This window comes from Amycolatopsis sp. NPDC104587, assembly GCF_055583645.1.
On sequence record NZ_JBVJNO010000001.1, the window covers coordinates 632,343 to 645,980 of the forward strand.

Sequence of the window (13,638 nt, forward strand, 5' to 3'; positions counted from 1 at the left end):
ACAACTGACGATCGTTTCCCGACGTCGGCTAGGAGCCCTTCGTGGCCCTCGAAGAACGTCGCTTTCGTAGTGTGATGTGAGCTTGGCGAAGTGCTTCTACTTGAGGATGGTTGAGACCTGCGTGTTTATTGAGAAGGACTTCATCGACTTTTTGAACGGCGTTAAGCAAGTTGCCTTGTTGTAGATGTCCTTCGACTTCGGCGTGGATGAGTGCCAGCTCCTTCTCGGCTGCCTTTATTAACTGCTTTGATGGAACAGGTAGCCGATCGGCCTCGCGAGGCTCAATCTTGAGCATTCCGCCACCGTATGCCCGACCCACGACCTCGGCTCCCAAAAGTGTCATCGAGTTTAGGCTTGCCAAGGGGAGGAATTCTTTGCCGGATTTCCTGAATCCGGGGTTGAGGTAAATGCCGTGCACGGAGTTCAAGTTATTCACCTGTGCGGAATTCCGGCAAATGCGAACAGTGTCTGCATTCATGTAGGTGAGAAATAGGTCGGCCACGGGCACGAGAGGAACGCGCCACCAGGGCTTGCGCACTCGGCACTTATAGGCTTTATCTACGTCATTCTTTTCGCCTAGCTGGAAGTATTTTTCGGCCGACCTGGATGGGTTACCCCCGGGTCGGACTAGATATGTCGCCGAACCTTCCCTGCCAAGGGTGGACCACGCTTCTTTGGTGAACTCTAGGCCGCGGAGGTGGCGTGATCCGGGGGGAGACATCCGAAGTAGTTCGCTTTCAGGTAACCCGAACTCGACTGCCTTTAGCGGTGACATCATAAAGTATTTGTTGTTGCCGGTGACCATCCCCAAAGTGGTTTCGCCCCAGGTTTGGAGGCGGCAAAAGGAGCTGCTAACTGAAAGAGACTCGTAGGCTTCCAGTGCTTCTCGGGTCAACAGTGACGGTGACCACTTCCCCTGAGGTGCTGCAGGTGTCCACTTCTGCTCAACTGCAAGGTTCAAGTCTTCAGTATTCAAAGCTTGAAGTATCTCGCAATGTTTTGACGGTCCGCTCCGAAAACCATCAGCGAGCACAAGAATAACCTCTTCTTGAACTCCGGGAAATACCCGTTCGGTGAACATCACGAGTCTCACCTTGGAGAACTTCTCGATCAGGAATTGTCTGACAGGTGCAGCATAATTTACGCTTAGAAGTTCGGCGGGGAGTACCAGTCCGAGTCGCCCGCCTGGCCTGAGAAATAATGCCGAATGTACGGTAAATGCTGCCCAGGATGACGCTAGACTGGTAAGTGAGACGCCGGCGCTAAGTGCCGCTTCGCGAGATCGCAGTCGCGCTTCGCCTGTAAAGTCCTGGTAGCGAATGTAAGGGGGGTTACCGATTACTGCATCGTAGATGGGGCTGGGTGTAAAGGTGAAGAAGTCTCCAACCTCGACATCGACCTCGGAGCCTCGTTCGCGAACTGCTGATTCCGCTTGGAGGGCACTTTCTTCGTGGAGTTCGATGCCATGGAGCCTCGCCGGACGCTCGCCGTCATTTGCCGCGAGCTTCGCAAGTCGCTCGCCCGCTGCAAGTAGGAAGGCGGCTTCGCCGCATGATGGCTCCAGTACGCGATCGGCGGGCGTTCGAATGGCCCACTCGGCGACGTAGTCGCACAGGACGGCCGGCGTGAAGAACGCTCCTCGCGCTTTGCGGAGCTGAGGGCTGTCCTTGACATGCTCGGGGGTGCTCACACTGCCATCCTGTCGTACGAGTGTTCGAACTGGTGGGAGGCGCGCCTCTGCGACTCTGGAGGTGATCCTAGTTGTCGCTGCTGGTCCGGCTTGATGACACTGCGGGGCTAGGATCGCTGAGTGACTGAGTGGTGGCGCTGTGTTATCGCGCTCGCTTGCTCTTACGCATTGGCTCGGGACTGCGAAACCGATTCCACGGCCACCGTCGTGATGGGAACGAGTGCTGCTGTCCAGAGTGCTAAGCGCGCAGACCAATATCGATCTGGGGCAGTTTTGGCGGCAAGTACCGAGAGGATGATGCGTAGTGCCCTCGTGTACCGGGTCGATTTTGGTGCCCCCGGCAGGATTCGAACCTGCGACACCCGCTTTAGGAGAGCGGTGCTCTATCCCCTGAGCTACGAGGGCATGTACTGCCGAGCCCAGCTTAGCGGGCCCAGGGCGGTTGCAGCACGAGGGGCACGGATGGACCAGCACGACCTCCGTCGTCACCCAGGTGAGTGGTTCTCGGCTCTGCGGGGAACCTGGGGTACACCCGGCCGGACGGGCCACCGCACCTGACCTGGACGGACCAGTCGGTCACCTGGTCGTGTCTGGTTTCGAACTGCTGAACAACAGTAGGTAACCTTCGTTAACGGGACGCGGGGAGCCGCCTCCTACTGGCTGTTGCGGAGGGCTTCGTTGATCAAGCTCATGTTCGCCGACGACGAGGAACTGGTGCGCTCGGGGCTGCGCGCGATGATGTCCGGGGCCCAGGACATCGAGATCGTGGGCGAAGCCTCCGACGGCAGATCCGCGGTCGAGGTCGCCCGGCGGTACCACCCTGACGTCGCCCTGCTCGACATCAAGATGCGCGCCCCCGACGACGGCATTCGCGCGCTCCGGGCCATCCTCGCGCTCCCCGATCCGCCCACCGTTGCCATGCTGACCACCTTCGACATCGACGAGTACGTCAGCCTCGCGCTGCGGCTCGGGGCCAACGGCTTCCTGCTCAAGGACATCGACCCCGCCGCGCTGCTGCGGGCCGTGCGGGACCTGAGCCGGGGTGGGGCCGTGCTCGATCCCGGGGTTGCCGCTCGGATGGTCCAGTCGCACCGGGACGAACAACGCGCTGCTCAGCCCGCTCGCAAGCTGCTCGCCTCGCTGTCCGAACGGGAACGCGAGGTCGTCGCGCTGATCGGGCAGGGACTGAGCAACGCCGAGATCGGCGGGCGGCTGCACCTGTCCGAGGCCACCGTTAAGGGGTACGTCTCCGCCGTGCTCTCCAAGATCGGGGCGGCGAACCGCGTGCAGGCCGCCCTGCTGGCCTACCGCGGCGGCCTGCTCGACCAGTAGATGCTGCTCACGGCGCTGGAGTTCCTCGGGCTCGTCGCCTTCGCGGCGTCCGGGGCGCTCGCCGCCGTGCGGGCTCGCCTGGACGTCTTCGGCGTGGTCGTCGTCGGGCTCACCACCGCGCTCGGCGGCGGGGTCATCCGGGACGTCCTGCTCGGCATCCACCCGCCGACGACGCTGCGGAACTGGCCCTACCTCGCCGTCTGCGCCGCGACCGCCCTGGTCGTCTTCGTCTTCCACCCGCAGGTCGCGCGGCTGCGGCGGGGCGTGCTGCTCGCCGACGCGCTCGGGCTCGGCGTCTTCGCCACCGCCGGGACGACGATCGCGCTCAATGCCGGCGCGACCGTCTACGCCGCGTGTCTGATCGGCATGACGACCGGGATCGGCGGCGGCGCCGTGCGCGACCTGCTGCTCCGGGAAATCCCCCTCGTCCTGCGCAAAGAGATCTACGCCGTGGCCGCGCTGGCCGGCTCGGTGCTCGTCGCCATCGGTCACGCTGTGCGACTGCCCGAAGGTCCGGTCACCGTTGTCGCGGCCGCCGCGGTGGTCACCGTCAGGATGGTCGCGCTCTGGCGGCACTGGAACGCGCCGGTCGCGCGGGCGCCGGAGTAAGGGAATCTCTTTGTTAGTTCTGTGTGTGTTCTTAGGCGAGTCTCAGCACGCTGAGTAAAACTACAGCCATGCGCATCCTTGTGGTGGACGACGACCGCGCCGTCCGTGAGTCGCTCCGGCGGTCCCTGGAGTTCAACGGCTACCAGGTCGAGCTGGCCAGTGACGGTGCGCAGGCCCTGGAAGCGATCATCGCCGACCGGCCGGACGCCATGGTCCTCGACGTCATGATGCCGCGGCTCGACGGCCTGGAGGTGGCGCGCCGGCTGCGCAGCACCGGCGACGACCTGCCGATCCTCGTGCTCACCGCCCGCGACACCGTCTCCGACCGGGTGTCCGGGCTGGACGCCGGCGCCGACGACTACCTACCGAAGCCGTTCGCGCTGGAAGAGCTGCTCGCCCGGCTGCGCGCGCTGCTGCGCCGCGCCGTCCCGGAGGGCCAGAACGGCCAGGCGTCCGAGATGCTGTCCTTCGCGGACCTGACGCTCGACCCGGGCACCCGGGAAGTGCGCCGCGGCGGGCGCGAGATCAGCCTGACCCGGACCGAGTTCGCACTGCTGGAGCTGTTCCTTTCCTACCCGAAGCACGTCCTCACGCGGGGCCGGATACTGGAGGAAGTATGGGGTTACGACTTCCCGACGTCGGGCAACGCGCTGGAGGTCTACGTCGGCTACTTGCGCCGCAAGACGGAGGCCGAGGGGGAGCCGAGGCTGATCCACACGGTGCGGGGGGTGGGCTACGTCCTGAGGGAAACCCCGCCGTGACCGAACCCGGCGACCCCCGGGGCACGCGGTGGGGGACACGCCGGTTCTCGCTGCGCGGCCGGGTGACGCTGCTCGCCGCCGCCTGTGTCGCCGGCGCCGTCGCGCTCGTCTCGCTGGGCGCCTACATGGTCGTGCGCAGCAACCTGTACCAGCAGCTCGACGACAGCCTGATGGCGCGCGCGCAGGCGGCCGCCGACTCGCCGCAGGTGCAGACCGAGCTGCGGCAGGTCCCCGGCGCCTTCCTGGCCAGCGCCGACCTGCAGATCGGCCAGCTCAACGCCGCTCCCGACGTCGCGCACGCCGTGATGACCTACCCGCTGTCGAGCTCGGCGCCGCCGTTCGGCCAGGCCGAGCTGGACGTCGCGAACGGTGACTCGCCGGAGTCGCTCCGGACGGACTTCCGCACCGACAGCCGCGTCGTCGCGCTGCCGACCGGGCACGGCGAGGCCATCGTGCTCGCCCAGTCGATGAGCCCGACCAAGCGCACGTTGAACGAGCTCGCGCTGGTGCTGTTCCTGATCGGCGGCGCCGGCATCCTGGTCGCCGCCGCGGCGGGCACCGCGGTCGCGCGGACCGGCCTGCGCCCGGTCGACCGGCTGACCTCGGCCGCCGAGCGGGTCGCCAAGACCGGCGACCTGCGCCCGATCCCGGTCAGCGGCGACGACGAGCTGGCCCGCCTCACCCAGACCTTCAACACGATGCTCGGCACGGTCGCGGACTCGCAGGAGCGGCAGCGCCAGCTGGTCGCGGACGCCGGCCACGAGCTGCGCACGCCGTTGACGTCCCTGCGCACCAACCTCGAGCTGCTGCTCGCCGCGAGCAAACCCGGCGCGCCGCCGCTGCCGGACGCCGACCGCGTCGACATCGTCGCGGACATCAGCGGCCAGCTCGACGAGCTGACGCAGCTCATCGGCGACCTCGTCGAGCTCGCCCGCCAGGACGAGCCGCGCGAGCGCTTCGAGCGCGTCGACCTGCTGGACGTCGTCGAACGGGCCCTGGACCGGGCGCGGCGGCGCGCGGGCGAGATCAACTTCGACGTCTCGCTGCAGCCGTGGGTGCTCACCGGGGACAACAGCTCGATCGAACGCGCGGTCCTGAACCTGCTGGACAACGCCGTGAAGTTCTCGCCGCCGGACGCGACGGTCTGGGTGCGGCTCTACCCGCTCGGCGACGGCACCGCCGTGGTCGAGGTCGCGGACGCCGGCCCGGGCATCGCCGAGGAGGACCTGCCGAAGGTGTTCGACCGCTTCTACCGCTCTTCGGAAGCGCGGACGCTGCCCGGTTCGGGCCTCGGCCTGGCGATCGTGAAGCACGCGGCCGAGCGGCACGGCGGGGCCGTGTACGCGGCGCGGGCGCCCGAGGGTGGCGCGCTCATGACGGTCCGGCTGCCGGGGGCGCCCGGCTGACCGGTTCTCCGTCGCGGTGTTGTTCGCCCGGAGCGTGCCGCCCCGGGCGTGACCTGGTCATTCGAAGTTCACCCCCGTCGGCCCTGCGGATGCCGTGTTGAATCGTGTAGGATTTTGTGTGGTTGGGGCTCGAGGTTCAGCGGGGACGGAGTTGAACGGTGCTGGCGCGTCAGCGACAGGCGGTGATCCTGGAAGAGGCACGCCGGACCGGCGCGGTCCGGGTCAGTGACCTCGTGACCAGGCTGGGCGTGTCCGATATGACGGTCCGCCGCGATCTGGACGTCCTGGCCGGGCGCGGGCTCGTCGAGAAGGTGTACGGCGGCGCCACCTCGGTCATCGGCAAGAGCACCGACGAGCCCGGCTTCGAGGCGAAGTCCGTGCGCCAGCGCGCGCAGAAGGAAGCCATCGCCGAGCTCGCCGCGACGCTCGTCCGGCCCGGCACCGCGATCGGCATCTCCGCCGGCACTACGACGTGGACGCTCGCGCGGGCGCTCGACGCCATTCCCGGGCTCACCATCGTGACCAACTCGATCCAGGTCGCGGACGTGCTCCGCGGGTCGACCCAGCCGGATCGCACCGTCGTGCTGACCGGCGGCGTGCGGACGCCGTCGGACGCGCTGGTCGGGCCGGTCGCCGTGCACAGCCTGCGGTCGCTGCACCTCGACGTCGTCTTCCTCGGGGTGCACGGGATGGCCGACGGGCCGGGGTTCACGACGCCGAACCTCACCGAGAGCGAGACCGACCGCGCGCTGGTCGAGGCCGGGCGCAAGCTCGTCGTGCTCGCCGACCACACCAAGTGGGGCACCGTCGGGATCTCCACGATCGCCGACCTGGACGAGGCCGACGTCGTGGTCACCGACGACGGGATTTCCGACGAAGCCAAGGAAATGCTCGCCGAAAGGGCAGGGGAACTCATGATCGCCGAAACGGCGGAGACGGTCGAGGCCGAGGAAGCGTGAAGCGCACCGTACGACACCTGGCCGACGGCCGGGAGATCATCTACTTCGACCAGCCCGGCGCGCCCGACCGCGTCGCCGAGGACACCCGTGACCTGCCGCCGGTTTCGGCCGCGTCGGAGATCCGGCTCGACCCGCTGACCCACGAGTGGGTCGCGATGGCCGCGCACCGGCAGACGCGGACGTACAAGCCGCCGGCCGACCTCTGCCCGCTGTGCCCGAGCAAGCCCGGCAAGCCGAGTGAAATCCCCGAAAGCGACTACGACGTCGTCGTCTTCGAGAACCGGTTCCCGTCGTTCGCCGAGGATGTTGTCGGCGAGCCGTCCACTGTGGATGGTCTCGGGCTGGTGCCGGTGCGGCCCGGGCGTGGACGGTGTGAGGTCGTCTGCTTCACCAGCGACCACGACGGCGCTTTCTCACGGCTGAGCGCGAAGCAGGTGCGGGCGGTGGTGGACGCGTGGGCCGACCGCACGGCCGGACTGTCCGAAGTGCCCGGTGTGGAGCAGGTCTTCCCGTTCGAGAACCGCGGTGAGGAAATCGGCGTCACGCTTTCGCACCCGCACGGCCAGATCTACGGGTACCCGTTCGTCACGCCTAAGACGGCGCGGATGCTCGACGTCGCCCGCGCCTACCAGGCCGAACACGGCCGCCCGGTGCTCGGCGACGTGCTCGCCGCGGAAATCAAGTCCGGCGCGCGGGTCGTGGCGTCCGGCGAGCACTGGACGGCGTTCGTGCCGCCGGCGGCGCGCTGGCCGGTCCAGGTGCAGATCGTGCCGCACCGGCAGGTTCCGGACATCCCGGCGCTGACCGACGCCGAGCGCGACGACTTCGCCGACGTCTACCTGGACGTGCTGCGCCGCTGCGACGCGCTGTACGACCGGCCGCTGCCCTACATCGCGGGGTGGCACCAGGCGCCGGTGCGCCGTGACCGCGAGCTCGGCTGGCTCCACCTGGAGCTGTTCTCCGTGTTGCGCGCCAAGGACAAGCTGAAGTACCTGGCGGGGTCCGAATCGGGCATGGCGGTGTGGATCAACGACGCGACGCCGGAACAGATCGCGGAACGGCTCCGCGCGGCGGGCTGAGCGGCCATACTCATCTCCGATGCACAGGTTCGGCTCAGGAACCTCTCAGGACCATCGCGCAAGGTGAGGGCATGACCGAGAACGACCCCAACGCGCACGACGCGGCGGCGCCGCGGCACCCCGCGGACGCCCAGCCCGGCCAGGAGGCCGCTCAAGGCGGGTGGGCGGGTACGCCGTACGGCGAGCAGGCCGCGCCCGAGTCCGGCGGCACGCCGCAGTACTCCGAGCCGTCCTACCACGCGGTGACCGGGGCCGATCCGGCGTACGGAGCGCAGCAGGCGAACCCGTGGTCCGCCCCGGGTGCGCAGGTGCCGTCCGGCCAGACCCAGCAGAGCGTCTACCCGCCGCCGAACCCGTACGCGCAGTCCGGCATGCTCGGCACGTCCGTCTACAACGCACCGGCGCCGCAGCCGAAGCGCACCGGCGGGAAGCTCCTCGCCGGCGTCGCGCTGGTGGCGCTGCTCGTCGGGGGCGTCGCGGGCGGGGCCGTCGGGTACCTGACCGGCGGGTCGTCCGGCGGCCCGGCCGGCAACGCGCTCGACGCGCCGAAGCCGGCCCAGCAGACCGGTAACGCTCCGGCCGGTTCGGTCGAGTCGGTCGCGCAGAAGCTGTCGCCGAGCGTCGTCGAGCTGCAGGTGAGCGGGCAGCAGGGGGCCGGTGAGGGCTCCGGGTTCGTCATCAGCACCGACGGCTACATCCTGACCAACAACCACGTCGTCGAGGTCGCCGCGAACGGCGGGCAGATCCAGGCCGTGTTCCAGGACGGCAAGAAGGCCGCCGCCAAGGTCATCGGCCGAGACCCGACCACCGACATCGCCGTGGTCAAGGTCGACGGCATCGGCAACCTGACCCCGGTCGAGATCGGCCGGTCCGACGACCTGCGCGTCGGCCAGTCCGTCGTCGCCATCGGGTCGCCGTTCGAGCTGGCCGGCACGGTCACCTCGGGCATCGTCAGCTCGCTGCACCGGCCGGTGCGCGCGGGCGGCAGCAGCGGCGGCCAGGAGACGGTGATGGACGCCGTCCAGACCGACGCGGCGATCAACCCGGGCAACTCGGGCGGTCCGCTGTCGAACATGTCCGGCCAGGTCATCGGCATCAACTCGGCGATCTACAGCCCGCAGTCGGCTTCGGGCGGCCAGGGCCAGGGCGGTTCCGAGAGCGGCAACGTCGGCATCGGGTTCGCCATCCCGATCGACCAGGCCCGCCGCACCGCGGACACGATCATCAAGACCGGCCAGGCGATCCAGACCTACATCGGCGCGCAGGTGAAGGACGCCCCGCAGGGCGGCGCCGAGCTGGGCGCCATCACCGCCGGCAGCCCCGCGGAGAAGGCCGGCCTGAAGGCGGGCGACGTCGTCACCAAGATCGACGACCGCGCCATCGACAAGTCCGACACGCTCGTCGCGGCGATCCGCACCCGCGCGCCGGACGAGAAGGCGAAGTTCACCCTCGCCGACGGCCGCACGGTCGAGGTGACCCTCGGCGGGCAGCCCGTCCCGGCCAACTGATCCATTCCAGACGCTCGGCCGCCTTGGCGCGGCCGAGACCAGCTATGGCTCGACCCCCGTGATCCGGGGCCGGACCCACTAGGCCACGCGCGACCTGGCACTTGATGCCGGTCGCGCGTGGCCGTTTTTGTGGCCGGGTCAGGCGGCGGGTGGGTCGGTTCGCGCGCTTGGACGGTCGGCTGGTGTGCCGGGTGGGTCGGTTCGCGCGCCTGGAGAGGCGACTGGCCTGGCCGGTGGGTCGGCTGGCGTGCCTGGGGAGTCGGTTAGCGCGCCAGGAGGGTGGACTGGGGTGCCGGGCGGGGCGGTTGTCGTGTCTCGCGGGGCATCTCGTGTGTCTGGCGGGGCATCACGCGTGATTGAGGGGGCATCTTGCGTGATTGGAGGGGCATCACGTGTGTTTGGAGGGTCGACAGGTGTGATTCGGGGGACGACACGGCGGGCCAGTGGGGTCAGGAGGGCTACCAGCCAGACTGCGGCCAGGGTGAGGGTCAGGCCCAAGGCCGGGTTGCCGTCGTGGAGGCCGGGCATGGGCGGGGTGCCGTACGGGCGCCAGAGCAGCGGGAACGCCAGGATCGCCAGGACCCCGGTGAGCACCGTCGCGACGACCACCGGGACCTTCCACGGGTGCGGCAGGAGACGGCCGAGGAGGATGCCGAGCACTGCTGTCAGCGGGGCGACCACGCCGTCGTTCAAGAGCGGGCCGCCGATGATCCAGGCGATCGTGCCGTAGACGTCCGGGCGTAGCGGTAGTGCGTATTCCGCGAACAGCACCACACCCCACGCGAGCGCGGCGAGGCCCGGCAACGCGAGCAAAGCGCGGGTGACCTTCACAGCACCTCCAGCTTCGAGACCCACTTCGTCTGCAGGACACCCGGCCGGTTCGGGGCGATGATCCGGCACGGGAAGCCGTGGTCGATGTTGAGCACTTCGCCGTTCAGCTCCAGCGCGAGCAACGTCAGCTCGTCGGCCGTGTGCTCGCCGGGGAGCACACTGACGCCGTACAACCCGGAACGCTCCAAAGAGGACACCCGGACCGTCGCGCCAGGTTGCGCGCCGATGGCTTTCAGCAGGGCCGGCAGGGAAACCCCGCGCCAGATCGCCGACTGGCTCCAGCCCTCGACGCACGCGATCGGTAGTTCCGCCGTCGTCTGGGGCAGCGCGCGCAGCTGGTCGAGTGAAAGCGCCGTCGTGCCGCGTGGTGTCAGGATCGAGAGCCGCCAGTCCGCGGCACGAGCCGACTGCGTGACGCCCGCGGCCAGCGCCGTGCGGTTCACCGGGAGGTCCTGCGTGCCCTTGCTCGTCTTCCACGCCAGACCGGAAACGCCGCGAAGGAACGGAACCGTGGCACCGGCGGTGGCGACCACCGCGACACCCGTCGCGAGTCCCGTTGTCACCAGGAAACCCCGCCGGGACAAGCCGGCGGACGGCTCGCTCTTCTCCTCTTCGACGGTTGCGCGGCCCAGCGCGCGGCGGACGACCGGCAGCTTCACCGCGACGTGCACCAGGATCGACCCGATCGCCAGCCACGCCACCGCGTAGTGCACCTGCGGGAAGTAGAACCCCCACGGGTAGTTCTGCGCGAGGTTCAGCAGCCCGGTCGTCAGTTCGAAGAACGCCGCGCCGGAGAGCACGAGGATCGAAAGGCGCTCCAGCGCGTGCGGCAGCGAGCGGACGAGCGGCCGGCCGAACAGCTTCGGGTAGACGCTCCACAGCTTCGCCAGCAGCAGCGGGATCGACGCCACCCCGGAGATCACGTGCAGTCCCTGCGTGACGCGGTAGAGCCCGACCGGTCGGCTGGGCCAGAAGAACCACGTCGGCGGGTGCTGGATGAGGTGGCTGATCAGGCCGGTGATGAAGCACGTCGTGAACGTGACCGCGAGCGCCAGCCCGATCTTCGACGTCACGCGCTCGTTGTGCGCCGCCGCCTTGAACTGTTCTTCACTGGGAATCGGCAGCTTCACGGCCGGTCCAACCGCGCGAACCAGCGGTGGCCGTGCCGGGTCGTCCAGTCGACCCGCAAGCCGGCGGGCAACGCGACCTCGGCGATCGCGTCCACGCCGACCCACGCCCAGGTGAACCACGCGACGTCGGCGTGCCCGGGCCGCAGCCGGACGCGCTCGTGCCGCAGGCCGTGGCCGGGCGGCTCCAGCTCGACGAGGACGTCACCGCCCGCGCCGAGCAGCCGGGCAGTGCGGCGCAGCAGCTCCACCGGATCGCCGCCGATGCCGATGTTGCCGTCGGCGAGCAGGGCGTGCCGCCACCGGCCTTCGCCGGGCAGCCGGTCGAAGATGTTGCGGCGCAACGCACTCCCGCCGCGACGGCGGGTCAGGCCGACGGCCGTGCGTGAGCTGTCCACGCCCAGTGCGAGGACCCCGCGTTCGGCCAGCGCGGCGGTGAGCCTGCCGGGCCCGCAGCCGAGGTCGATCGTCGGGCCGGAACAGGCGTCGAGCAGCACGTCGTCCCCATCGGACGGCTCGGTCCAGCGTTCGACCGGCAGCTCGATCCGCTCGCCGCTGGCCAGTTCGAGCCAGCACTGGTGGCCGAGCAGGCCGTGGTCGAACTCGTTTCCGGTGGTCGCCGGGGCCGTCATCACGCGACCGCCCGGCCGTCGACCGCCGCGACGGCGCGGGCGAACCGGCCACCCGGGCACAGCGCCGCCACCGCGCGGGCGTCCGCCATCGTGTCCACATCGGACAGTTCGGCGCCCCGCCGCGGCCGCAGCCCGCACGCGGTGAGCGCGCGCAAGGTGCGTTCGCCGGTGTCGTCGCGGGACATCGGGACGCCCGCGAGGACCTGCGCGTGCGCCGGTTCGGCGAGACCCAGCGCCCACCAGCCGCCGTCCATCGCGGGGGCGACCACCGAGTCGTGCCCGTCGTGGACGACCGGTGCGGCCGCCGCGGCGAGCGACTCCGGCGTGACCTGCGGGGTGTCCATGCCGATCTGCACGATCGGCAGGCCGGTGTGCACCGCGGCTGCGTCCGCGTGGGCGTTCGCGAGGCGGGCACCGAAGTCCCAGCCACGCTGGGGGATCACGGTGGCCCGCCGCAGCGCGAGCCCGATCTCGGCCGAGCGGGCCGCGGCGCCGAGCTGGCCGGTCATGGCGACGACGGGCGCGGCGCCGGGCACCGCGCAGACGGCGTCCAGGGTGTCGAGCAGCGCGGCCGCGGCGATCTCCGCCGCCTGGGCCGGTGTCGCGGGCGGGCAGAGACGGGTCTTGGCGAGCCCGGGCACCGGCGCCTTGGCCACGACCAGCAGCACGAACGGGGTGGTCATCGCGCCAGCACCCGCCCGAAGTCGCGGACCGCACGCAGCGTGCCCCGCACCGAGCCGGACACCTTCGACTTGGTCCCCTTGGCACGCTCGCCGTAGCGGACGTCGAACTCGCGGACCCGCCAGCCGGCCCGCTGGGCCTTGATCAGCAGCTCGAGCGGGTAGCCGAACGCCCGGTCGGCGACGCCGAGGCCGAGCAGCGCCCGCCGGTCCGCGGCGCGCAGCGGCGCGATGTCCCGCACCGGCAGCCCCCGCCCGCGCAGCAGCAACGCCAGCACGACGTTGCCCGCTCGCGCGTGCCAGGGCCACACCCCCGGGCCGGTCGGCACCCGGCGCCCGACGGCGAGGTCGGCGCCGCTTTCGACCGCGGTCACCAGCCGCGGCAGGTCGCCGAGGTCCAGGGACCCGTCGGCGTCGGCGAAGCACACGATGTCCGCGGTGGCGGCTTCCAGGCCCGCGTGCACGGCCGCGCCGTACCCGCGACGCGGTTCGTGGACGACCTTCGCGCCCAGCGAGGCCGCCACTTCGGGCGAGCCGTCGGCCGAGCCGTTGTCGACCACGATCGCGCGGTAGCCCGGCGGCAGGCCGGCCAGCACACCGGGGAGCGCACCCGCTTCGTCGAGGCAAGGGAGGACGACGTCCACTTCCGAGTAAGTCACGCGCCGACCGTAGGTCCACGATGGACAACGGAGAACCCTTACGGCTATTACTGAATCATGACGTGTGACGAGTTCTTACCGCGTCGTTACGGCTCCCGTTCCGACAGCGCGGAACACCGCCGGAGGCCCTAGGGTGGACGGCGATGAGCGAGCCGAACCCGGCGGCGCGGCTCGCCGAGCCGCCCGTGCGCGAACCCGAACCCCCGGCACTCGATCGACCCGGGCGCCGCGCCCGCCGGGCCGATCTCCTCGCCGTCGGGGGGGGGGGGGGGGGGGGGGGGGGGGGGGGGGGGGGGGGGGGGGGGGGGGGGGGGAGGGGGGGGCAGGGGTCGGGCGGGGGGGCGGTATGGTGTCCGTGGTTGTTT

Annotated in this window: 12 protein-coding genes and 1 tRNA gene; 7 read left to right on the forward strand and 6 right to left on the reverse strand. The window is 69.8% G+C overall.

Translation table 11 applies throughout. The features are described from left to right. Positions 1–28: 28 nt before the first annotated feature. Positions 29–1,690 carry an N-6 DNA methylase gene (locus tag ACZ61C_RS03090; protein WP_465302211.1) on the reverse strand — a complete coding sequence of 554 codons (1,662 nt, stop codon included), beginning with the start codon at positions 1,688–1,690 and terminating at the stop codon, positions 29–31. A gap of 329 nt (positions 1,691–2,019) precedes the next feature. Then, positions 2,020–2,095 (reverse strand) — tRNA-Arg (locus ACZ61C_RS03095). A gap of 273 nt (positions 2,096–2,368) precedes the next feature. On the opposite strand from ACZ61C_RS03095, the gene ACZ61C_RS03100 reads away from it, so the two are divergent. The 7 genes from ACZ61C_RS03100 (at position 2,369) to ACZ61C_RS03130 (ending at position 9,344) form a co-directional block, all read left to right on the forward strand. Further along, complete coding sequence (locus tag ACZ61C_RS03100) at positions 2,369–3,022, forward strand: response regulator (RefSeq protein ID WP_013230063.1); 654 nt, start codon at positions 2,369–2,371, stop codon at positions 3,020–3,022. Next, positions 3,023–3,631, forward strand: a complete 609-nt coding sequence (locus ACZ61C_RS03105; RefSeq protein ID WP_465302214.1) for a trimeric intracellular cation channel family protein — start codon at positions 3,023–3,025, stop codon at positions 3,629–3,631. Between the two features lie 68 nt (positions 3,632–3,699). After that, entirely contained in the window at positions 3,700–4,392 is a 693-nt protein-coding gene (locus tag ACZ61C_RS03110; protein WP_465302216.1) for a response regulator transcription factor, read from the forward strand. Continuing rightward, positions 4,389–5,798, forward strand: coding sequence for an ATP-binding protein (locus ACZ61C_RS03115; RefSeq protein WP_465302218.1), 1,410 nt, complete (start codon positions 4,389–4,391; stop codon positions 5,796–5,798). The genes ACZ61C_RS03110 and ACZ61C_RS03115 overlap by 4 nt, the downstream gene beginning before the upstream one ends. Before the next feature lie 158 nt (positions 5,799–5,956). Then, complete coding sequence (locus tag ACZ61C_RS03120; RefSeq protein WP_465302220.1) at positions 5,957–6,757, forward strand: DeoR/GlpR family DNA-binding transcription regulator; 801 nt, start codon at positions 5,957–5,959, stop codon at positions 6,755–6,757. Further along, entirely contained in the window at positions 6,754–7,836 is a 1,083-nt protein-coding gene (galT, locus tag ACZ61C_RS03125; protein WP_465302222.1) for a galactose-1-phosphate uridylyltransferase, read from the forward strand. Before ACZ61C_RS03120 ends, galT begins: the two co-directional genes overlap by 4 nt. Positions 7,837–7,907: 71 nt before the next feature. Then, the gene (locus ACZ61C_RS03130; protein WP_465302224.1) at positions 7,908–9,344 is read left to right on the forward strand and encodes a S1C family serine protease; all 1,437 of its coding nucleotides are present in this window, start codon (positions 7,908–7,910) and stop codon (positions 9,342–9,344) included. Between the two features lie 827 nt (positions 9,345–10,171). Here the strand turns inward: ACZ61C_RS03130 and ACZ61C_RS03135 are convergent. Genes ACZ61C_RS03135 through ACZ61C_RS03150 form a run of 4 tightly spaced genes read right to left on the reverse strand, consistent with a single transcriptional unit; the run spans position 10,172 to position 13,258 of the window. Continuing rightward, positions 10,172–11,305, reverse strand: a complete 1,134-nt coding sequence (locus ACZ61C_RS03135; RefSeq protein ID WP_465302226.1) for a molybdopterin-dependent oxidoreductase — start codon at positions 11,303–11,305, stop codon at positions 10,172–10,174. Continuing rightward, positions 11,302–11,934, reverse strand: coding sequence for a class I SAM-dependent methyltransferase (locus ACZ61C_RS03140; protein WP_465302228.1), 633 nt, complete (start codon positions 11,932–11,934; stop codon positions 11,302–11,304). The genes ACZ61C_RS03135 and ACZ61C_RS03140 overlap by 4 nt, the downstream gene beginning before the upstream one ends. After that, positions 11,934–12,617, reverse strand: a complete 684-nt coding sequence (locus ACZ61C_RS03145) for a TIGR04282 family arsenosugar biosynthesis glycosyltransferase (RefSeq protein WP_465302230.1) — start codon at positions 12,615–12,617, stop codon at positions 11,934–11,936. The genes ACZ61C_RS03140 and ACZ61C_RS03145 overlap by 1 nt, the downstream gene beginning before the upstream one ends. Beyond that, positions 12,614–13,258 (reverse strand): glycosyltransferase family 2 protein, encoded by a 645-nt coding sequence (locus tag ACZ61C_RS03150; RefSeq protein WP_465302766.1) that lies wholly within the window; start codon positions 13,256–13,258, stop codon positions 12,614–12,616. Before ACZ61C_RS03150 ends, ACZ61C_RS03145 begins: the two co-directional genes overlap by 4 nt. Between the last annotated feature and the right edge of the window lie 380 nt (positions 13,259–13,638).